Genomic DNA, 21,411 nt, shown 5'->3' with positions numbered 1-21,411 from the left:
ACACCGAGTGCTCCCACCAGGAAGGTCGCGATGACGCACGCCTCCGCAGGCAGGCCCCGGACCTCGGATCGCGCCGCGGCCCCCGAGACCGACCCGCTCCTGCGGCTCGGACGGCACCTGCGCAGGGGTGAGACGAGCGAGGACCTGCGGCAGCTCTTCCTGACCGGCGGGCGCGGCGGTGACGTCTTCTACCGCGACCGCTGGTCCCACGACAAGGTGGTCCGCTCGACGCACGGCGTCAACTGCACCGGATCCTGCTCGTGGAAGGTGTACGTCAAGGACGGCATCATCACCTGGGAGACGCAGCAGACCGACTACCCGTCGGTGGGGCCGGACTCCCCTGAGTACGAACCCCGCGGCTGCCCTCGCGGGGCCGCCTTCAGCTGGTACACCTACTCCCCCACGCGCGTGCGCTACCCGTACGTGCGAGGAGTCCTCCTCGAGGCCTACCGGGCGGCGAAGGCCCGCACGGGCGACCCCGTCCTGGCCTGGGCCGAGGTCACCGGCGACGAGCAGGTCGCACGACTCTACAAGTCCGCCCGGGGCAAGGGTGGGCTGGTGCGCGCCACCTGGGACGAGGCGGCCGAGATCGTCGCCGCCGCCCACGTGCACACGATCAAGACGTGGGGCCCGGACCGGGTGGCCGGGTTCTCCCCCATCCCGGCGATGTCGATGGTGTCCCACGGTGTCGGCGCAAGGTTCGTGCAGATGCTCGGCGGCACCATGCTGTCCTTCTACGACTGGTACGCGGACCTGCCGGTGGCCAGCCCCCAGGTCTTCGGCGACCAGACCGACGTCCCGGAGTCCGCCGACTGGTGGAACGCCGCCTACCTGATCATGTGGGGCTCCAACGTCCCGGTGACGCGCACCCCCGACGCCCACTTCATGGCCGAGGCCCGCTACCGCGGTCAGAAGGTCGTCAACGTCTCGCCGGACTACACCGACAGCACCAAGTTCGCCGACGAGTGGCTCTCCGCCCACCCCGGCACCGACGGCGCGCTCGCCTTCGCGATGGGGCACGTCGTCCTGCGCGAGTTCCTCGTCGAGCGACGCACCGAGCGGTTCGAGAGCTACCTCAAGCAGTACGCGGACGCCCCGTTCCTCGTGCGGTTGGAGCGAGCGTCCGGAGCGAGCCTGCGAGGGCAGGACGATCGCGACCACGAGCACGGCGCGGCGTCCGGAGCGAGCCTGCGAGGGCAGGACGATCGCGACCACGAGCACGACGAGGCGCCACCAGCGAGCGCGTCCGGCACCACCCCCGCCGTCGTGCCCGGCAAGTTCCTCACGGCCGCCGACCTCCCCGACGACGTCGTGCCTGGCGCGGCCTCGCTGGCCAACGCGCACTTCAAGACCGTCCTGCTGGACGCCGACGGCGCCCCGGTGGTCCCGAACGGGACGCTCGGGCACCGCTACGGGGACGCCGACGAGGGCCGCTGGAACCTCGACCTCGGCGACGTCGACCCGCTGCTCAGCGTCGCGGACGGCGCCGAAGCGCCCGAGACCGTTCCCGTGCTGCTGCCGCGCTTCGACCTGGTGCCTGACGGCGACGCCGAGGTGCACCTCGGCGGCTCCGGCGTCGTCGTCCGCGGCGTCCCGGTGCGACGGGTCGGCGGTCACCTCGTGACGACCGTCTTCGACCTGCTGCTGGCCCAGTACGGCGTCGAGCGTCCCGACCTCGACCTGCCCGGTACCTGGCCCTCCGGCTACGACGACCCGAGCACGCCCGGCACGCCCGCGTGGCAGGAGGAGATCACCGGCGTACCGGCGGCGGCCGCGGAGCGGATCGGGCGCGAGTTCGCCCAGAACGCCGTGGACTCCGGCGGCCGCTCGATGATCATCATGGGTGCCGGGGCCAACCAGTGGTTCCACGGCGACGCGACCTATCGCGCGTTCCTCACCCTGACCACCGTGACGGGCTGCCAGGGTGTCAACGGCGGCGGCTGGGCCCACTACGTGGGCCAGGAGAAGTGCCGCCCGATCACCGGGTGGGCCCAGTACGCCGGCGGGCTGGACTGGGTGCGTCCCCCGCGTCAGACGATCGGTACGGGCTTCCTCTACCTGGCCACCGACCAGTGGCGCTACGACGGGCTGCCTGCCGACGCGCTCGCATCCCCGCTGGCGAAGGGCCTGCTGGCGGGGCGCACGACGGCGGACGCGCTCGTCGAGTCCGTCCAGCGCGGCTGGATGCCCGCGTACCCGACGTTCGACCGCAACCCGCTCGACCTCGTCGACGAGGCCCGGGCCGCCGGCAAGGATCCCGCCGCACACCTCGTGGACGAGCTGCGGGCCGGGCGCCTGCGGTTCGCCGTGGAGGACCCGGACGCGCCGGAGAACTTCCCCCGGGTGCTGAACGTGTGGCGGTCCAACATCCTCGGATCCTCCGCCAAGGGCAACGAGTACTTCCTGAAGCACCTGCTGGGTACCGACTCCTCCGTGCGCGCCGAGGAGTCGCCACCGGACCGCCGTCCCGCGTCGATGGTGTGGCGCGACGAGGCACCCCGCGGCAAGCTCGACCTGCTGGTGACCACCGACTTCCGCATGACGAGCACCACGCTGTTCTCCGACGTCGTGCTGCCCGCGGCGACCTGGTACGAGAAGCACGACCTCTCCAGCACGGACATGCATCCCTTCATCCATGCGTTCAGCCCGGCGATCGACCCGCCCTGGCAGTGCCGCACCGACTTCGCGATGTTCCACACCATCGCCCGCGCGTTCTCCACCATGGCGGCCCAGCACCTCGGCGTACGACAGGACCTGGTCGCGACACCCCTGGCGCACGACACGCCGGACGAGATGGCGATGCCGCACGGCACGGTGCCCGACGCAGGCAGGCCACCGACCGAGCGCGACCTCGTACCCGGCGTGACGATGCCCCGGTTGACGGTGGTCGAGCGCGACTACCCGGCGTTCGCCGCTCGGATGGCGGCACTCGGACCGCTGACCGAGACGGCCGGCATGGTCACCAAGGGAGTGAAGTTCTCCCCGCTCGAGGAGGTGGCCGCGCTCGGGCGGCGCAACGGGCTGGTGCGCTCCGGCCCCGCCGCCGGCCGCCCCCGCCTCGACCAGGACACGCACGCGTGCGAGATGATCCTGGCTCTGTCCGGGACGTCCAACGGCCGGCTCGCCGTGCAGGGGTTCGAGCACCTGGAGCAGCGCACCGGCCGGCAGCTCGCGGACCTGGCGCGCGACGAGGCCGGCAAGCGCATCACGTTCGCCGACACCCAGGCACGGCCGGTGCCGGTCATCACCTCGCCCGAGTGGTCGGGCTCCGAGCACGGCGGACGCCGCTACACGGCGTTCGCCGTCAACGTCGACCGGCTCAAGCCGTGGCACACCCTGACGGGCCGCCAGCACTTCTACCTGGACCACGACTGGATGGTCGAGCTCGGCGAGCAGCTGCCCGTCTACCGGCCACCGCTGGACCTGCACCGGCTGTTCGGCGACCCCGAGCTGAGCCGCACGCAGGGCGCCGGGAGCACAGGTGGCACCGGGCACGACGACGGCACGGCCGAGGTGACGGTCCGGTACCTGACACCGCACTCCAAGTGGTCGATCCACTCCGAGTACCAGGACAACCTCTTCATGCTCTCGCTCTCGCGCGGCGGGCCGAACATCTGGATGAGCCCGGCCGACGCGACGAAGATCGGCGTCGTCGACAACGAGTGGATCGAGGCGGTCAACCGCAACGGCGTCGTCGTGGCCCGCGCCGTCGTGAGCCACCGCATGCCCGAGGGCACCGTCTTCATGTACCACGCGACCGAACGCACCGTCGACGTCCCGATCGCCGAGGCCTCCGGGCGACGGGGCGGCATCCACAACTCGCTGACGCGCATCCTGCTCAAGCCGACGCACCTCGCCGGCGGCTACGCCCAGCTCTCCTACGCCTTCAACTACCTGGGCCCCACAGGCAACCAGCGCGACGAGATCACGGTGATCCGGCGGCGCTCGCAGGAGGTGCGGTACTGATGTCCCCACGCCGTGCGACCACGGGGGTGCAGCCATGAGGGTCATGGGCCAGATGACGATGGTGATGAACCTCGACAAGTGCATCGGGTGCCACACCTGCTCCGTCACCTGCAAGCAGGCGTGGACGAACCGGACCGGCACCGAGTACGTCTGGTTCAACAACGTCGAGACGCGCCCCGGGCTCGGCTACCCCCGCACCTACCAGGACCAGGAGAGGTGGCAGGGCGGCTGGACGCTCAACCGGCGCGGCAAGCTCACCCTGCGCGCCGGCGGACGCTGGAAGAAGCTCGCCTCGATCTTCTTCAACCCGAAGATGCCCGACATCCATGACTACTACGAGCCGTGGACGTACGAGTACGACATGCTGCTCAGCGCTCCTGCGCAGGAGCACACCCCGGTGGCACGGCCGAAGTCCCTGCTCAGCGGCGAGAACATGAAGATCTCGTGGTCGGCCAACTGGGACGACAACCTCGGCGGATCCACGGCCACCATGCAGGACGATCCCGTGCTGCAGCACATGAGCTCCCACGTCGCCGAGGAGTTCGAGCAGACCTTCATGTTCTACCTGCCGCGCATCTGCGAGCACTGCCTCAACCCGGCGTGCGTGGCCTCCTGCCCGTCCGGGGCGATGTACAAGCGCGCCGAGGACGGCATCGTGCTGGTCGACCAGGACCAGTGCCGCGGCTGGCGGATGTGCGTGACCGGCTGCCCGTACAAGAAGGTCTACTTCAACCACAAGACCGGCAAGGCCGAGAAGTGCACGCTGTGCTACCCGCGCATCGAGGTCGGGATGCCCACCGTCTGCTCCGAGACGTGCGTGGGGCGCCTGCGCTACCTCGGGCTCGTGCTCTACGACGCCGACCGGGTCGGCGAGGCCGCAGCGACGCCCGACGAGCAGGACCTGTTCGCCGCCCAGCGCTCGGTGCTCCTCGACCCGCACGACCCGGACGTCGTCGCCGCCGCACGCCGCGACGGGATCCCCGACGACTGGATCGACGCGGCGCAACGCTCCCCCGCGTGGCGGCTCATCCACGACTACGAGGTCGCGCTGCCCCTGCACCCCGAGTACCGCACCCTGCCGATGGTCTGGTACATCCCCCCGCTGTCGCCCGTGGTGGACGTCGTGACGTCGTCCGGCAACGACGGCGAGGACGGGCGCACGCTGTTCGCGGCGATCTCGAGGATGCGGATCCCCCTGGAGTACCTGGCCGGGCTCTTCACCGCGGGCGACACCCGGCCCGTGGAGCGCGTGCTGCGCCGGCTCGCCGCGATGCGCTCCTACATGCGCGACGTCAACCTCGGCCGGGAGCCGGTCGAGGCCACCGCGAGCGCCGTCGGGATGACCGGGGACGAGGTGCGCGAGATGTACCGGCTGCTGGCCATCGCCAAGTACGACGAACGCTACGTGATCCCCACCGCGCACGCCGAGATCGCCGACGACCTGGAGGAGATGGCCTGCTCGCTGGACTTCGAGGGCGGACCCGGCATGGGCGGGCAGGGGATGCAGGGCGCCGGCCCCTTCGGCTCCTCCTCGGGGCAGCCGACCCCGGTGGCCGTCGAGAACTTCCACGCGCTCGCCTCCCGGCAGACCGCGGACTCGCCCTACGGCCCCACGACTCCTGGGCGGGTCAACCTGCTCAACTGGGACGGCAACGGACGCCCCGACGGGCTCTTCCCGCCGGGTGACGGAACCGGCGACGGCACCGGCGGGTCGGCCAACGGCGCACCCCGGGGAGCGTCGTGAGACTCGCCTTCCTGCCGCGTCCCGGCGTGCGCGCCCGCAGGCTCGACGACCTGGCACCCGTCCGGCTCGACGACGGCGCCCGCGCCACCGCGCACATGGCCGCGTCGCTGCTGCTCGCCTATCCCGACGACGCGACGCTCGCCGCGGCGCAGGAGGTGCGCGCCGCCGTCGGTCACCTGCCCGCACCCGTGCGCGACCGGCTCGACGGGCTGGCCGCGACGCTGCTGACCGAGGACCAGCGTGACCTACAGGCGCGGTACGTGGCGACGTTCGACCTCAAGCGGCGCTGCTCCATGTACCTGTCGTACTACGCGGCCGGGGACACCCGACGGCGGGGGGCGGCACTGGTCCGGTTCGTCGAGGCCTACCGGGCGGCAGGGTTCGAGACCACCGGCACCGAGCTGCCGGACTACCTGCCCACGGTGCTCGAGCTCTCGGCGCGCGGCGGACCGGACGGCGCCCGGATCGCCGGTGCGCTGCTCGACGCGCACCGTGAGGGCATCGAGGTGCTGCGTTCCGCGCTCGCCGCGCTGGCGGTGCCGTGGACCGCCGGTGTGGAGGCCGTCTGCCTCACGCTGGCGCCGGTCGACGCCGCGACCGCCGAACGGGTCACCGAGCTCGTGGCGTCCGGCCCGCCGGTCGAAGCCGTCGGTCTGGACGGGTACGGGGCCGGGCCGGCCTCACCCGGCCCGCCCGGAGGGAGGGATCTGCCGTGGACGTGAGCACCACACAGATCGTGCTGTGGGTCGTGGTGCCGTACGCGTGCCTCGCGATCTTCGTGGTCGGCACCCTGTGGCGGTACCGGTACGACAAGTTCGGCTGGACCACGCGATCCAGCGAGCTGTACGAGAAGCGGCTGCTTCGCCTGGGCAGTCCGCTGTTCCACTTCGGTCTGCTGGCGGTCATCGCCGGGCACTTCGTGGGTCTCGCGATCCCGAAGTCGTGGACGGACTCCGCGGGAGTCTCCGAAGCGGCCTACCACTTCCTGGCGACGTGGCTCGGCACGCTCGGCGCGGTGATGCTCGTCAGCGGGCTGGTGATCCTGATCTACCGCCGCCGGACCACGGGTCCCGTCTTCCTGGCGACGACACGCACGGACAAGCTGATGTACGTGATGCTGGCCGCCTCGATCCTCTCGGGGACCTGGGCCACCGTGCACATCCAGATCCTGGCGGGCGGCTACGGCTACGACTACCGCCAGACCATCTCGCCCTGGTTCCGCTCGCTGTTCCTGCTGCAGCCGGAACCGGGCCTGATGCTCGGCGTGCCGCTGGCCTTCGCCGTGCACGTCACGCTCGCCCTGCTGCTGTTCGCGGTGTGGCCGTTCACGCGACTCGTCCACGCGTTCTCCGCGCCCGTGACGTATCCCCTGCGGCCCTACATCGTCTACCGGTCGCGCGACGCCGCCACGGGCGGTGGCTCGCGCACCCCGCGGCGGGGATGGGAACCGAGCACCGGACGACGGGAGAAGCGATGACGTCCGAGGCGCGATCCACCCGGCCCGGCACGGCAGGCGTCGACCCTCCCGGCTCCACGCTGCAGCTCACCCTGGCCACGGTCGGTTTCGCGATCTGCTTCTGGGCCTGGGCCCTGCTGAGCCCGCTCGGCAACAGCTACGGCGAGCTGTACGCCCTGACGGACTTCGAGGTGTCGGTGCTGGTCGCGGTCCCCGTGATCGTCGGCTCGCTGGGCCGGATCCCGATGGGGGCGCTGACCGACCGGTTCGGGGCGCGGGTCATGTTCCCGCTGGCTGCCGCGCTGACGATCCTGCCGGTGCTCTTCATCGGGTTCGTCGCCGACACCCTCCTCTGGCTGCTGGTCGGTGGGTTCTTCCTCGGCCTGGGCGGCACGACGTTCGCCATCGGCGTGCCGTTCGTCAACAGCTGGTACCCGCCGGCGCGCCGCGGGACGGCGATCGGCCTCTTCGGTGCCGGGATGGGCGGCACCGCGGTGGCCTCGTTCTCCACCGTGCCGATCCGGGACGCGTGGGGGGACGCCGCCCCGTTCGTCATCGTCTCGGCGGCGCTCGCCGTCTTCGCCGTCGTCGCGCGCCTCGTGCTGTGCGACTCACCGGCCTGGGTCCCGGGCTCCGGCGGGGGGATGCTCGCACGGACCTGGGCGATCGTGCGGCTCCCCGCGACGCTGCAGCTGTCCTGGCTGTACGCCATCGGGTTCGGCGGGTTCGTCGCGTTCTCGGTGTACCTGCCCACGTTCCTCGAGAACGCCTACGACCTGGAGCCGTCGGACGCGTCGTTCCGCACGGCGGGCTTCGTGGTGCTCGCCGTGATCATGCGTCCGGTGGGCGGCACGCTGTCGGACCGCTTCGGCGGGGTCGCGGTGAACGCTGTCTGCTACGCGGCGGTCATGCTGTTCGCCGCCGTCATCGTGCTCCAGCCCGCCCTGATGCCGGGAGCGACCATCGCGTTCCTCGGGATGGCCGCCGGCCTCGGCGCGTCGTCGGGGGCGACGTTCGCGCTGGTCGCGCAGATGGCGCCCGCGGACAAGGTGGGCGGCGTGACGGGTGTCGTCGGTGCGGCCGGTGGCCTCGGGGGGTTCATCCCGCCGCTGATCATGGGTGCGGTGTACAGCGTCGACGGCGACTACGACCTCGGTTTCGGCCTGCTGGCGGCGACGGCGCTGCTGACCCTGCTGTTCACCCTGGGGCCGGTGCGGCGCCGGACCCGCGCGATGGCGGGGTGACCTCTCAGTCGGTGCCGGGCAGTTGTGAGGTCGCCGCTGCACGGGTGACACATCCGCGGCCTACGGTGGCGGCATGACCGGTCCGACGCCGCGAACGATCGCGGAGCACCTCACGGCGACGCTCGCCCGCGTGCGCCCGCTCGAGGTGGTCGACGTCCCGCTCGTCGAGGCGGTCGACGCGCTCGGGCTGGTCCTCGCGCGCGACGTGGCGGCGACCGCACCGGTGCCGGCCTTCGACAACTCCGCGATGGACGGCTACGCGGTACGCCGGTCAGAGCTCCCCGAAGACGGCACGGAGGTCACGCTGCCGGTACTGGCCGACATCCGCCCCGGCCCCACCTCCGATGTTGTGGGCGCGATTCTTGGCCCGATTCGTCCCGGTTCGCGGGACGAATCGGGCCAAGAATCGCGCCCACAACCTCCCGGGGTGGTGCGGATCATGACCGGGGCACCGCTGCCGGCAGGGTTCGACGCCGTGGTGCCCGTCGAGCGGACCTCGACCGGCCGGTTCGTCGCAGGCCGCCCGACGACGGAACGCACGGTCACGCTCGCCCGGCAGCCTCGTGATCACGTGCGCCGCGCCGGGACGGACGTCGCCACCGGCGACCGGCTCGCCTCCACCGGCGGGGTGGTCACTGCCGGCCTGGTCGCCGTCGCGGCGGCCGCCGGACTCACCACGCTGGCGGTGCACCGCCGCCCCCGCGTCGCCGTCGTCTCCACCGGCTCGGAGCTCGCCGCCCCCGGTTCCACCGCCCCCGGCACGATCCCCGACTCGAACTCCCTGATGCTGGCCGCTCTCGCCCGCGAGGCGGGTGCCGACGTCGTCCGCGTCGGGGCCGTGCCGGACGACGCCGCCGCACTGACCGCCACCCTGGACCACGTGGCACCCGGCGTCGACCTGGTGGTGACCTCCGGGGGCGTCTCTGCCGGGGCCAGCGACGTCGTGCGCGAGGTGCTCGCGACCGGATCGCCCACGGACGTCGAGATCGCGGCGGTCGCCGTGCGGCCCGGCCGCCCCCAGGCCCTGGCGAGCTGGCGCGGCGTGCCGTGGATCGCCGTGCCGGGCAACCCCGTCAGCGCCCTCGTGTCGTTCACGCTGTTCGCCCGGCCCGCCCTGCGGCGGCTCGCCGGGCACCGCGGCGCACCGACGGTCCGCACGGCGCGGGCCGCGGTCGGCTGGCCCAGCCCGCCGGGGGCGGAGCAGGTGCTGCCCGTCGTCATCGGGCCCGACGGCGTCACCCCGGCCGCGTCCGACGGTCACCACCTCTCCGGCCTCCCCGCCGCCGACGCGCTGGCGGTCGTCCCCGCCGACGTCGCGCAGGTCTCGCCCGGCGACGAGGTCACGGTGCACCCCCTCGGCGAGGACCGGTCATGAGGTACGACGCCGTCGTGCTCGCCGGGGGCCGCGCCGCACGGCTCGGCGGCACCCCCAAGCCGGGCATCGTCATCGGGCAGGCCACGCTGCTCGACCACGCCCTGGCCGCGAGCGCCGGAGCCGAGCTGACCGCCGTCGTCGGACCCGACGTCGCTCCCCGCAGAGGTGGTCGGCCGCTCGTCGTCACGCGCGAGGACCCGCCCTTCGGGGGTCCCGTCGCCGGGATCGACGCCGGTCTGCGTGCCCTCGACCGGCCCGGGGCACCGCCGTGGGTGCTGCTGCTCGCCGTCGACGTGCCGGGTGCGGGTGCAGCGCTGCCCCCGCTGCGTGCCGCCGTCGCGAGGACGCCCGACGTCGACGGCGCCCACCTGGTCCGCGCGGGCCGCGCCCAGTGGCTCGTCGGGATCTACCGGCGAACGGCCCTGTCCCGTGCCCTGAGTGAGGTCGAACCCCACGGCGCGCCCGTCCGCCGGCTCGTGGCTCCGCTGCGCCTCGCCGCGGTGACGGACGAGACAGGTCTGAGCGACGACGTCGACACCTGGGAGGATGTGGACAGGCTCACCGCGCGGCACGCGGCGAGCGACGCCGAGGAGGGAACACGATGACCCAGGACACCCCGACCGTGCTCGCCCGTTGGGTCGCCGCCGTGGAGGCCGAGCTCGAGCTGCCCTCCGGTAGCATCGACGTCACCGAGGTCCTCGACCTCGCCCGCGACGCCGCGCACCACGTCGCCCGGCCCGCGGCGCCCGTCACCACCTACCTCGTCGGCTACGCCCGAGGTCTCGCGGCAGCCTCCGGCCGGCCCACCCCCGACGAGGCCATCGCCGAACGTGCCTCTCGCCTCGCCCTGGGCTGGCAGCCCGACCCGACCTGAGGAGCCCCGTGACGCCCGTCGACCTCGGGATCCCCGTGATCCCCACCTCTTGGCAGGGAGCCCGCCTGCCCACGGACCGGCCCGCCACGGCCGGGCTGGTGGACCGGTACGGGCGCGTGGCCACGGACCTGCGCGTCTCGCTGACCGACCGCTGCAACCTGCGCTGCACCTACTGCATGCCGGCCGAGGGTCTGCCCGCCCTGCCGCGCGACGCCGTGATGACGCGCACGGAGATCGCGCGCCTCGTCGGGGTCGCGACGCGCGAGCTCGGGGTGCGGCAGGTGCGGTTCACCGGCGGTGAACCGCTGCTGCGCGGCGACCTGGTCGACGTCGTCCGCGACGTGGCCGCCCTGGAGCACCGGCCCGAGATCAGCCTCACCACCAACGCCGTCGGGCTCGACTCGCGGGCCGACGCGCTGCGTGAGGCAGGGCTGGACCGCGTGAACGTCTCGCTGGACACCCTCGACCCGGACACGTTTGCGACGCTCGCCCGGCGCCCCTTCCTGGAGCGGACGCTCGCCGGCATCGCCGCGGCAGCCCGCGTGTTCGACCTGGTCAAGATCAACGCCGTGCTGGTGCGCGGGGTCAATCTCGACCACGCCGCCGACCTGCTGTCCTGGTCCCTCGAGCGCGGGTTCGAGCTGCGCTTCATCGAGCAGATGCCGCTGGACGCGGACCACTCGTGGGACCGCTCGGCGATGGTCACCGCGGCCGAGGTGCGCGAGCTGCTGAGTCGGCGCTTCGCACTCGCTCCCGACGACGAGCCCCGCGACGGCGCCCCCGCCGAACGGTTCGCGGTGCGCTCGCTCACCTCGGGCGAGCGTCTCGGACGGGTGGGCATCATCGCATCGGTCACCGAGCCGTTCTGCGCCGACTGCCGGCGCACCCGGCTCACCGCCGAGGGCGGTGTGCGCGACTGCCTGTTCGCGCACACCGAGTCCGACCTGCTCGGCCCCTTGCGGGCAGGCGCCTCCGACACGGAGCTGGCCGACCTGTGGCGCACCGCCATGTGGGGCAAGGGCGCCGGGCACGGGATGAACGACCCGTCGTTCACCCAGCCCGCACGGACCATGAGCGCGATCGGAGGCTAGGACATGGTGGAGCTGCGCTACTTCGCGGCGGCACGGGCTGCGCTGGGACGCTCCGAGGACGCCCTGACGCTCGACGACGGCGCCACCGTCGGGGACGTCGTCGCGCACCTCACCAGCGGCGCGCCCGACGCCGGGCCGGTGCTGGCGCGCTGCTCGGTGCTGCTGAACGGCCGCCGGGCCGCGCCGGGCGACGTCGTGCCGGACGGGTCCCGGCTCGACCTGCTGCCGCCCTTCGCCGGCGGCTGACCTCTGTCAGGGACGAAGCGACCGTGGCGAGACGGCCGTCCAGCCGTCGTCCGCGAGCAGCGCGGCAGCCCCACGCGACCGCAAGCCGTACGGGCACACGACGACGACGGGCGCGTCCTTCGGGTGCGACGCGAGCACGTCGGGGTACTCCCCCGCCGCCAGGTCCTCCAGCCGCACCCACACCGCGCCCTCTTGCCCGCCCCCCGGCGCGAGCGACACGTCCACCACCAGCTCCCCGTCTGCTCCCGCGCTGCCGACAGCACCAGAGCCGCCGGACCGGAGCACCGCCTCGACCCCCGACGCCTCGACGGCGGGAGCCAACAACACCTCGTCCCACCTCGACGTCCGCGCGTCATACGACAGCAGCCGCCCCAGCGCCACCTCACCGGTCCCGGTGAGGAGCTTGACGGCCTCGACGGCCATCGTGGCGCCGACGACGCCGCACGCGGGCGACAGCACACCGACCGTGGCGCACGACTCACCCTCGACCGACGGCTGCGGGCCGAAGACGTCCGGGTAGGTGATGGCCCGGCCGTCCGGTGCGGCGGACCACCACACGGCGACCTGGCCGTCCCAGCCGAGCACGGTCCCCCACACGACCGGCAGGCCCAGCGCCGTGGCGGCGTCGGACACCGCGTAGCGGGTCGTGAACGTGTCGCAGCCGTCCACGACGACGTCGTAGCCGGCCAGGATCTCGCGCGCGTTCGAGCCGTCGAGGCGCTCGCGGTGCTCGACCACGTGCACCGCGGGAGCGAGGCGCCGCAGGGCGTCCGCCGCGGACGACGTCTTGGGCGACCCGATCCCGTCAGCCCCGTGCAGCACCTGCCGCTGCAGGTTCGACGGCTCCACGACGTCGTCGTCGACGACGCCCAGCGTGCCGACGCCGGCCGCCGCCAGGTACTGCAGCACCGGCGAGCCGAGCCCTCCGGCACCGATGACGACCACCCGCGCACCGGCGAGCCGCCGCTGCGCGTCCGGCCCGAACCCGTCGAGCAGGAGGTGCCGCGCGGCGCGCCGCCGCTCCTCGGCCGGCAGCGCGCCGGACGACGTGACGGGCACCACCGGGTCGAGCGGCACTACTGGTCCTTGTGCGCCCGGATGATCGCGGCGGCCTGCGGGAGCACCTCGGTCAGGTCACCGACGACGGCGAAGTCGCAGATCTCGAAGATCGGCGCCTCGGGGTCGTTGTTGACGGCGACGACCACCTGGGAGGCCTGCATGCCGCCCCGGTGGTGCGGGGCACCGGAGATCCCCGCGCCGATGTACAGGCGGGGCGCGACGGTCACGCCGGTCTGCCCGACGTACCGGTCGAACCAGCCCTCGAACACGGCGTCCCGGGAGGCGCCGACCGCCGCGCCGAGCGCGTCGGCGAGCTCGTTGACCGGACCGAAGTCGCCCCCGGTGCCACGGCCGCCGGCGACGACGACGGCCGCCTCCTCCAGGGTGGGGCGGTCGGAGTCCCGCACCGTGGGAGTGCGCTCCACGACGGTCGGGACCACGCCATCGACGGCGACCGCGAAGCCCTCGACCTCCGTGGCGACGGCGGCGTCCGCGGGCTGCGGCACGACGGCGTTCGCCCGGACGGTGAGCACGGCCACCTCGGTACGCACCGTGCTCGTGGTGTCCCACGACCCGGCGAACACGCGCTTACCGGCCACGACCCGGCCGTCGCCGTCCTCCGTGACGCTCGCGGCGTCGATGACGACACCCGCCCCGAGCTCACGGGCGGCCAGTGCGGCGGCCTCCTTGGCGGCGAACGACGACGGCGCCAGGACGACGTCGGCGTCCGTGAGCCGCACGGCGGCGGCGAGGGTCGCCGCGACGACGGGAGCCAGGTGGCGGGCATCGCCCTGGGTCGCCGGCGCGAGCTCGGCCTGGTGGACGGTCTCCACGCCGAAGGCGCTGAGCTGGGCGAGCGCCTCGACGGTCGGCGCCTCGAGGGTGACCGCCTCGACGCGCCCCAGCGAGCGAGCGATGGTGAGCAGCTCCAGGACGCTGGAGCGGACCTCGGTGGCAGGGTCGAGCAGGACCAGCACGGTGCGGTTGCGGGTGGCTTCAGCCATGGTTCGGCGCCTCTCAGACCAGGTCGTTGCGGATGAGGTACTCGGCCAGGGCCTGACCGCCGGAGCCCTTGTCCTGGACGAGCTCGACCTCGGGCTTCTCGGGGCGCGGGGAGGCCTGCGTGGTCTCCGTGCGGGCGCCGGCGGCACCTACCGCGGCGAGGTCGAGGTCCAGGTCGGCGGCGGACCACGCCTCGATCTGCTTGGTCCGCGCGGCCATGATGAGCTTGAAGTTCGGGAACCGCGGGGTGTTCGCGGTGTCCGCGACGGACAGCACGGCAGGCAGGGGCGCCGTCAGGGTCTCGGTCGCCTCGTCGGTCTCGCGCACGATCTCGAGCGTTCCCGCCTCGACGGCAACCTTCTTCGCGAAGGTCAGCGCCGGCCGGTCCAGCTCGGCTGCGACCAGCGCCGGGACCACGGAGCCGAGCCCGTCCAGCGCGGCCATGCCGGTGACGACCAGGTCGACCGGCCCCTCGGCCTCCAGGCGACGCACCGCGGCCGCCAGTGCCGCTGTCGTGCCGAAGTAGTCCGAGCCGGCCAGGGCGTCGTCGGAGACGCGGATTCCGCGGTCCACGCCCATCTGGAAGGACTTGCGCAGCGCGAGGTCCCCCTCCGGCGGTGCCACGGTGAGGGCCACGACCTCGCTGGCCTCACGCTCGGCCTCGGGGAGCGCCTCGACGATCCGCAGCGCGGCCTCGAGCGCGTTCTCGTCGAGCTCGTTGAGCGTGCCCTCCGCCGGGTCGCGCACCACACGACAGTCGGCGAACCGCCGCTCGGCGTTGATGTCCGGCACGTACTTGACGAGAACGGCGATGCGCACGGGGAACCTTCCGATCCAGGTGCTCGACGGATGGACGCAGGCGGCACGAGGCCACCTGGCCAGAGCCTACTCGGCCACGACCGGGTGTCCCGCCGTCGTCCGCATCGTGCGACGCGCCCTCGCACGACGCCGCACGACGCCGGTCTCACCGTGCCGGGTCGTGCTCCCGGGCGACCTGGAGCCAGGTCGCCAGGCTGGTCTCGTCGTCCACGCTCCCGCCGTCCACCTCGACCCACCGCGGCCCCATCGGTCGCCCGGCTCCCATCTGCGCGGGCCGGGCGCCCGGGAGGGCGAGCAGCTCGTCGTACCTGGCCGGGGCGACGTGCACGAGCAGGTCGCCGTCGCGGCGGACGGCCACGTGCATCCGGTCGTCGACCATGAACGCCAGGCTGCCGAACATCGAGACCTCCCGGGCGTCCGTCCCGGCGAGCAGGGTGCGGACGCGCTCGGCCAGGGACTCCCACTGCTCCACGATCAGTCCCTCACTCGCCCGGGGGCGGCCCGTAGGAGAGTCGGTCGAAGACGAGCACGTTCTCGACGAGCAACCCGTCGCGCACCGTCAGGTACTCCGCGGCGGCCGCACTGCGGGTGGCGGCGGTGTGGGGGTAGTAGAGCTGGACGACGTGGCCGGCGCCGTCGGCGAGCCGGGACACCTCGGTGACGCCGGTCAGTCCCGGTGCGAACCCGGCCAGGTAGGCCCGCCAGGCCTCCTTGCCGTCGAGCCGCTCACCCGGGGCGTGGCAGACGAAGTCGTCCGCCACCAGCTTCAGGGCGCGGTCGACGTCACCGCCGGTCCAGGCACGGTGGTACTCCTCGACGATGGCGAGCGTGTCGTCGTCGACAGACATCTTCTGCTCCTCTCATGAGCCCGGACGCCGGGCGGCGTCCGGAAGCGGTACCCAGTCGTCGCGGCCGGCGTCCCCGCCGGTCGCGACGACGCGGAGCCGAGGCAGGAAGTGGGCCCAACCGTCCGCGTGCCCCTCGAGGTCGGCGTCGGGCAGATCGGCGTGGGTGAGCATCACCCGGGTGCCGGTGGACGTGGGGTGCAGCGCGATCTCGACGCGGGAGGCCCCCGGTGGCAGGTCGTCGCTACCTGCGACGCCCCAGGACACGACGACGCGGTGCGGCCTGTCCACGACGAGGTAGCGCCCCCGGACGGCGTAGCCGGCGATGTCGACGGCGAACCCGCCGCCGGTCCGTGGATCGAGGACGGCGTGCTGGCCCATCCACGCCGTCATCCCCGCCTCCGTGACCAGGTGGTCGAAGACCGCGTCGGGCGGCGCGAGGATCTCCACGGACGTGGTGAACTCGGCCATCAGTCGACCTCCCGTGCCTCGACGGCGGCCTTGAGGGCGGCGAGCCGGTCCGGCCAGAAGTCGTCGAGATAGGCCTTGACCGCTGCCAGCCCGTCGTCGCGCACAACGAACAGGTGGCGCGTGCCGTCTCTGGTGGCACTGGTGAGGCCGGCGTCGCGCAGCACGCCGAGGTGGTGCGAGGTCGCCTGCTGGGACAGCCCGACGCGCGCGGCGATCTGGCCCACCGACCAGGGGCCCGATCGGATCAACGCCAGGATGGCCCGCCGGTTCGGGTCCGCGAGGGCGCGCAGCGGCCGATCGAGCTCCGGGACCGGGTCGACGCTCAGGGGAACCACCTCCTCACGGCACGCTAACACAAATGATGACTTGTACATGGCGTTCTTTGTGAAATGCTTCGACCGCTCCCTGCGGACGCGGTTAGTCCCTGCGGGTCTCCCTGGTCCAGGATGGGCCCATGCAGGCCCGCCCCAAGGTCACCCCGCTGACCCGCCCCAACCGGACGCGCAGCCACGTCCCGCCGCTCGGTGTGCGCATCACGTCCGACGGCGGCATCGACGCCGCCGTCCTGGCGTCGCACGCCGTCGGCGTCGAGCTGTGCCTCATCGACGTCGTCGCCCCCGAGAAGGACGAGCACGACCCGGCGCGGTACGCCGAGCGTCGCGTCCCTCTGGACGGCCCGACCTACGGCGTCTGGCACGGGCACGTCCCTGACGTCGCGCCGGGCCAGCGCTACGGGTTCCGCGTCGACGGACCGTGGGACCCCGGCGCGGGGATGCGGCACAACCCGGCCAAGCTGCTGCTCGACCCGTACGCCCGCGGCTACACCGGTGACCTCGCGTACGTCCCGGCGACGCTCGGGGGCGGCGCGACCCGCCACGGCGGCCCGGACGGTCAGGACTCGCTGCCCTTCGTGCCCCACGCAGTCGTCCTGGCGGACCCGCCCGACCTGCCCCCGAGGTCGCGTCCCCGGGTGCCGTGGGCGGACACCGTCGTCTACGAGGCGCATGTGCGAGGCCTGACGAAGCAGCACCCGGAGGTTCCCGAGGAGCTGCGCGGCACCTATGCGGGCGTCGCGCACCCGGCGGTGATCGAGCACCTCAGGTCGCTCGGGGTGACGACGCTCGAGCTGCTGCCGATCCACGCCTCGACGGCCGAGCCGTGGCTGGCCGGCAGGGGGCTCACCAACTACTGGGGCTACTCCACGATGGGGTTCTTCGCCCCGCACGCGGCCTACGCCACGCGTGCCGCCCAGGAGGCCGGCCCGGCCGCGGTCCTGGACGAGGTACGCGGCATGGTCCACCTGCTGCACGAGGCCGGGATCGAGGTGCTGCTCGACGTCGTGTACAACCACACCTGCGAAGGTGGGGACGACGCACTCTTCCTGTCTTGGCGTGGCCTGGACAACCCGTTGTACTACCTGCACGACGGCGGCACCCCGGCCGCGCTCGCCGACGTCACCGGGACGGGCAACACCCTCGACTTCCGGCGTGCTCGCGTGGTGCAGCTGACCCTGGACTCGTTGCGCTACTGGGCCGAGGCCGTGGGTGTCGACGGGTTCCGCTTCGACCTGGCCGTGACCCTGGGCCGGGACCACGAAGGTTTCACGCCGGACCACCCGTTCCTCGTGGCCCTGCAGACCGACCCGGTGCTCTCCGGTCTCAAGCTCGTCGCGGAGCCGTGGGACGTGGGTCCGGGCGGCTGGCAGACGGGGCAGTTCCCCGCGCCGATGGCCGAGTGGAACGACCGCTTCCGCAACGCCGCCCGCTCGTTCTGGCTCGAGGCGCCGCAGCGCGGCTCCCACGGTGAGCCGATGCACGGGATGCGCGAGCTGACCACCCGGCTCGCCGGGTCGGCCGACCTGTTCGGTCGCTCCGACCCGCCGCTGGTGCGCGGGCCCGTCGCGTCGATCAACTACGTCACCGCGCACGACGGCTTCACGCTGGCCGACCTGGTCGCGTTCGACCGCAAGCACAACCGGGCCAACGGTGAGGACGACCGCGACGGCACCGACGACAACCGCTCCTGGAACCACGGGGTGGAGGGTCACGCGCCCGGGGGCGACGACGCCACGACCGAGCCGTGGTCCGCCGTCGTGCCGCTGAGGCGCCGTTCCCAGCGCAACCTGCTGGCCACGCTGCTGCTCGCGGCGGGTACGCCCATGCTGACCGCCGGGGATGAGATGGGACGCTCCCAGGGTGGGAACAACAACGCCTACACCCAGGACTCCCCCGTCTCCTGGCTCGACTGGGACCTCGACTCGGCGGGCCGCGACCTGCTCGCCACGGCGCAGTTCCTCACGGGTCTGCGGGCCGAGCACGCCGCGCTGCGGGCCGAGTCGTTCTTCCTGGGGACACCTCGACCGGGTGAGGAGGCCCCCGACCTGCTGTGGTTCGACGACGGCGGCGCACCGATGGACCACGACGCGTGGAGCGCGCAGGGCCGGCGGATCATCCAGATGCTGCGGCCGGGGCCGGGCGGTGACGAGGCCGACGTGCTGCTCGTGCTCAACGGCGGGCTGGAGGACTTCGACGTGACGCTCCCCGAGTCGCTGGCCGGCGCGGGGGCCTGGGAACGCGTGTGGAGCTCGACCTGGGACACGCCGGCCGGGCCCGACCAGGCGGACGACGTCGAGGAGCCCGGGCACGTGACGCTGGAGTCGTTGAGCATCGACGTGCTCGTCGCCCGCCGCTGAGTGACCGGTGATGCAGGTATGGATCAAGGCGGAACGGCGGGTCGCGGCGCGCCCCATCGTGGCGGGCGTTGTCCTGGCACTCGGGGCAGCGGTCGCAGGACTCCTCCTCGGACGCGACGACCCCGAGGCTCCACTCGTGATGTTCGCCTTTGCCGTCGTCGGTCTGCTGCTCGGTGTCGGCCGCGCAATCCTCTGGCTGGCCCTGGCGGGATGGACGACGGTCGAGGTGCACGACCACCAGGTGATCATCGAGACGGCAGTCCGTCGTACCGTGCTGCCCCGGGACGAGGTGGAGTCGCTGGAGATCGAAGACGGGGACGATTGGCCGGAGCTGTCGCGGTGGGCTCTCCTGCCGCGGGTCGTCGTCACTACGCGTTGTCGCCAGCGCCGCACCGCCAGGATTCTGATGCGCCCAGCGGTGATCGCGGGCTGGAACGACGCGCTGGCTGATCTCATCCCCGGTGCGGAGTACAGGCCACCCATCCCCTACTGGTGACTGTCACCCCCGAGCAGCCAGCCCACCTGCCCGCGCCGTGCCGTGCCGTGCCGTGCCGTGCCACCAGATCATCCGGGAGGCGCGCCGCGAACTGCGTCGTCGTGCCGTGCTGGCAGCGAGACGAGATGCGCGGTGGCACCACTGGGATCGCGCCGAGACCTCTGACAGACTGCCCGCATGGCAGACGCAGACGTCATCGTCATCGGAGCAGGCCTCGCAGGCCTGGTCACCGCCACCGAGCTGACCGCCGCCGGGCGCCGGGTAGTGCTGCTCGACCAGGAGCCCGAGGCCTCGCTCGGCGGGCAGGCCTGGTGGTCCTTCGGCGGGTTGTTCCTCGTCGACTCGCCCGAGCAGCGTCGTCTGGGAGTGCGCGACTCCGCCGAGCTCGCGTGGGCGGACTGGCTGGGATCTGCCCAGTTCGCCGCGGGTGCTGAGCGCGGCGAGGGCCCGGACCGTCACGGGTATGCCTGGGCGAAGCACTACGTCGAGGCCGCCGCCGGCGACCTGCGCTCGTGGTTGCACGCCAAGGGGGTGCGCTGGTTCCCGCTGGTGCAGTGGGCCGAGCGCGGCGGGTACGCGTTCGGCCCCGGTCACGGCACCGCGCACGGGAACACGGTGCCGCGCTTCCACGTCACGTGGGGCACGGGCCCCGCGATCATCGAACCGTTCGTGGCAGCCGCGCTGGAGGCCCGGTCCGCCGGGCGGCTCGACCTGCGCTTCCGCCGTCGCGCCGTCGGGCTCGTCGTGACCGACGGTCGCGTCACCGGCGTGCGCGCCGAGGTCCTGGCCGACGACGACGCGCTGCGGGGCGCTCCGTCGTCCCGCGAGGTCGTGGGCACCGAGGAGATCTCGGCCGGCGCCGTCGTCGTCGCATCGGGTGGCATCGGGGCGAACCACGACCTGGCCCGCGCCCGTTGGAACCCCGAGGCAGGCTCGCTGCCGGACCGCATGCTCTCCGGCGTCCCCGACTCCACCGACGGCCTGATGCTCGGCCACGCTGCGGACGCCGGCGCCGCCCTGGTCCACGAGGACCGCATGTGGCACTACCCCGAGGGCATCGCGAACCACTCGCCGGTCTGGACGAACCACGGCATCCGCATCCTGCCCGGACCGAGCTCGCTCTGGCTGGACGCCGACGGCGGGCGCCTGCCGGCCCCGCTGTTTCCCGGGTTCGACGCCCTGGGTGCGCTGCAGTACGTCACGAACCGCGGCGACGACCACTCCTGGTTCGTGCTGAACAAGGCGATCATGGACTCCGAGTTCGCCCTGTCCGGCTCGGAGCAGAACCCGGACCTGACCGGCAAGGACGTCCGGCTGCTCGCCCAGCGGGTGCTGCCCGGCGCCGTGGGTCCGGTCGCCCGCTTCGCCGAGGAGTCCCCGGAGTTCCTCTGGGCGGACACCCCCGAGGAGCTCGCCGAGAAGATGAACGCGCTGACCGAGGCGACCCCGGGCTCCCGGGGTCGAGTCGACCCCGCCGCGCTCGCCGCCGTCGTCCGCGCCCGCGACGCCCAGGTCGCCTCCGGCCTCGGCAAGGACCCCCAGGTCGTCGCCACCCGGGCGGCACGGGACTTCAAGGTCGACAGGATGATCCGTGTGTCCCCGCCCCGCCCCCTGACGACGCCGAAGGACGGGCCGCTGCTGGCCGTCCGGCTGTCGGTGCTGACCCGCAAGACCCTCGGCGGCCTGTGGTGCGACCCGTCGGGCCGCGTGCTGCGCGACGACGGGTCGGTGCTGGACGGCCTGTGGGCCGTCGGCGAGGCGGCCGGGTTCGGCGGCGGCGGCATGCACGGCCACCGGGCCCTCGAGGGGACGTTCCTCGGCGGTTGTCTGCACACCGGCCGCGTCACCGGCCGCGCGCTCGCCGCCGACTGACCCGACCACACCGCGAGGTAGTACCAGCAGTCGTGAGGAAGTAGCCGGCGAGTACTACCTTGCGACCGCAGGTACTACCGCGTGGGCCGTCCACAGATCTGCGCGTCCACAGATCGCCCTGCACCACGGCAGCACCCGCCTGGACGGTGCCACGCTCGC

Annotated in this window: 20 protein-coding genes; 13 read left to right on the top strand and 7 right to left on the bottom strand. The window is 73.1% G+C overall.

Annotation, left to right across the window (positions count from 1 at the left end; translation table 11 throughout):
• Window positions 1-30: 30 nt before the first annotated feature.
• The 10 genes from PZC42_RS17780 to PZC42_RS17735 all read left to right on the top strand — a co-directional run bounded on the left by PZC42_RS17780 (window position 31) and on the right by PZC42_RS17735 (window position 11,996).
• Window positions 31-3,966, top strand: a complete 3,936-nt coding sequence (locus tag PZC42_RS17780; RefSeq protein ID WP_277212959.1) for a nitrate reductase subunit alpha — start codon at window positions 31-33, stop codon at window positions 3,964-3,966.
• Window positions 3,967-4,000: 34 nt separating this feature from the next.
• Window positions 4,001-5,710, top strand: a complete 1,710-nt coding sequence (narH, locus tag PZC42_RS17775; protein ID WP_277212958.1) for a nitrate reductase subunit beta — start codon at window positions 4,001-4,003, stop codon at window positions 5,708-5,710.
• On the top strand, window positions 5,707-6,432 hold the full coding sequence (gene narJ, locus PZC42_RS17770; RefSeq protein WP_277212955.1) for a nitrate reductase molybdenum cofactor assembly chaperone: 726 nt from the start codon (window positions 5,707-5,709) through the stop codon (window positions 6,430-6,432). The genes narH and narJ overlap by 4 nt, the downstream gene beginning before the upstream one ends.
• Window positions 6,429-7,187, top strand: coding sequence for a respiratory nitrate reductase subunit gamma (gene narI / locus PZC42_RS17765; protein ID WP_277212953.1), 759 nt, complete (start codon window positions 6,429-6,431; stop codon window positions 7,185-7,187). The genes narJ and narI overlap by 4 nt, the downstream gene beginning before the upstream one ends.
• Window positions 7,184-8,410 (top strand): MFS transporter, encoded by a 1,227-nt coding sequence (locus PZC42_RS17760; protein WP_277212951.1) that lies wholly within the window; start codon window positions 7,184-7,186, stop codon window positions 8,408-8,410. The genes narI and PZC42_RS17760 overlap by 4 nt, the downstream gene beginning before the upstream one ends.
• A 73-nt stretch (window positions 8,411-8,483) precedes the next feature.
• A complete protein-coding gene (locus tag PZC42_RS17755) occupies window positions 8,484-9,785 on the top strand; it encodes a molybdopterin molybdotransferase MoeA (protein WP_277212948.1) in 1,302 nt (433 codons plus the stop codon).
• Window positions 9,782-10,390, top strand: coding sequence for a molybdenum cofactor guanylyltransferase (mobA, locus tag PZC42_RS17750; protein ID WP_277212946.1), 609 nt, complete (start codon window positions 9,782-9,784; stop codon window positions 10,388-10,390). Before PZC42_RS17755 ends, mobA begins: the two co-directional genes overlap by 4 nt.
• Window positions 10,387-10,659 (top strand): DUF6457 domain-containing protein, encoded by a 273-nt coding sequence (locus PZC42_RS17745; RefSeq protein WP_277212943.1) that lies wholly within the window; start codon window positions 10,387-10,389, stop codon window positions 10,657-10,659. Before mobA ends, PZC42_RS17745 begins: the two co-directional genes overlap by 4 nt.
• An 8-nt stretch (window positions 10,660-10,667) precedes the next feature.
• The gene (gene moaA, locus PZC42_RS17740; protein WP_438802970.1) at window positions 10,668-11,750 is read left to right on the top strand and encodes a GTP 3',8-cyclase MoaA; all 1,083 of its coding nucleotides are present in this window, start codon (window positions 10,668-10,670) and stop codon (window positions 11,748-11,750) included.
• A 3-nt stretch (window positions 11,751-11,753) separates the two neighbouring features.
• A complete protein-coding gene (locus PZC42_RS17735; RefSeq protein ID WP_277212941.1) occupies window positions 11,754-11,996 on the top strand; it encodes a MoaD/ThiS family protein in 243 nt (80 codons plus the stop codon).
• Window positions 11,997-12,002: 6 nt separating this feature from the next.
• Here the strand turns inward: PZC42_RS17735 and PZC42_RS17730 are convergent, their stop codons facing one another.
• The 7 genes from PZC42_RS17730 to PZC42_RS17700 form a co-directional block, all read right to left on the bottom strand.
• Window positions 12,003-13,073, bottom strand: a complete 1,071-nt coding sequence (locus PZC42_RS17730) for a ThiF family adenylyltransferase (protein ID WP_277212940.1) — start codon at window positions 13,071-13,073, stop codon at window positions 12,003-12,005.
• Window positions 13,073-14,059, bottom strand: coding sequence for an electron transfer flavoprotein subunit alpha/FixB family protein (locus tag PZC42_RS17725; protein ID WP_277212938.1), 987 nt, complete (start codon window positions 14,057-14,059; stop codon window positions 13,073-13,075). Before PZC42_RS17725 ends, PZC42_RS17730 begins: the two co-directional genes overlap by 1 nt.
• Before the next feature lie 13 nt (window positions 14,060-14,072).
• The gene (locus tag PZC42_RS17720) at window positions 14,073-14,876 is read right to left on the bottom strand and encodes an electron transfer flavoprotein subunit beta/FixA family protein (RefSeq protein ID WP_277212936.1); all 804 of its coding nucleotides are present in this window, start codon (window positions 14,874-14,876) and stop codon (window positions 14,073-14,075) included.
• Between the two features lie 145 nt (window positions 14,877-15,021).
• Window positions 15,022-15,348, bottom strand: coding sequence for a TfoX/Sxy family protein (locus tag PZC42_RS17715; protein ID WP_277212934.1), 327 nt, complete (start codon window positions 15,346-15,348; stop codon window positions 15,022-15,024).
• 10 nt (window positions 15,349-15,358) lie between these two features.
• Window positions 15,359-15,724 (bottom strand): nuclear transport factor 2 family protein, encoded by a 366-nt coding sequence (locus PZC42_RS17710; protein WP_277212933.1) that lies wholly within the window; start codon window positions 15,722-15,724, stop codon window positions 15,359-15,361.
• A gap of 12 nt (window positions 15,725-15,736) precedes the next feature.
• Entirely contained in the window at window positions 15,737-16,192 is a 456-nt protein-coding gene (locus tag PZC42_RS17705) for an SRPBCC family protein (RefSeq protein WP_277212931.1), read from the bottom strand.
• Window positions 16,192-16,527 carry an ArsR/SmtB family transcription factor gene (locus tag PZC42_RS17700; RefSeq protein WP_277212929.1) on the bottom strand — a complete coding sequence of 112 codons (336 nt, stop codon included), beginning with the start codon at window positions 16,525-16,527 and terminating at the stop codon, window positions 16,192-16,194. Before PZC42_RS17700 ends, PZC42_RS17705 begins: the two co-directional genes overlap by 1 nt.
• 119 nt (window positions 16,528-16,646) lie before the next feature.
• Between PZC42_RS17700 and glgX the strand changes: the two genes are divergently transcribed.
• The 3 genes from glgX (at window position 16,647) to PZC42_RS17685 (ending at window position 21,252) form a co-directional block, all read left to right on the top strand.
• Window positions 16,647-18,884, top strand: coding sequence for a glycogen debranching protein GlgX (gene glgX, locus PZC42_RS17695; RefSeq protein WP_277212927.1), 2,238 nt, complete (start codon window positions 16,647-16,649; stop codon window positions 18,882-18,884).
• 7 nt (window positions 18,885-18,891) lie between these two features.
• Window positions 18,892-19,380 (top strand): hypothetical protein, encoded by a 489-nt coding sequence (locus tag PZC42_RS17690; protein WP_277212925.1) that lies wholly within the window; start codon window positions 18,892-18,894, stop codon window positions 19,378-19,380.
• A gap of 177 nt (window positions 19,381-19,557) precedes the next feature.
• On the top strand, window positions 19,558-21,252 hold the full coding sequence (locus PZC42_RS17685) for an FAD-binding dehydrogenase (protein WP_277212923.1): 1,695 nt from the start codon (window positions 19,558-19,560) through the stop codon (window positions 21,250-21,252).
• Window positions 21,253-21,411 lie beyond the last annotated feature (159 nt).

Source organism: Isoptericola croceus, from assembly GCF_029382255.1.
GTDB classification, from domain to species: Bacteria; Actinomycetota; Actinomycetes; order Actinomycetales; family Cellulomonadaceae; genus Isoptericola; species Isoptericola croceus.
This window is presented reverse-complemented; position numbering and strand designations above follow the sequence as displayed.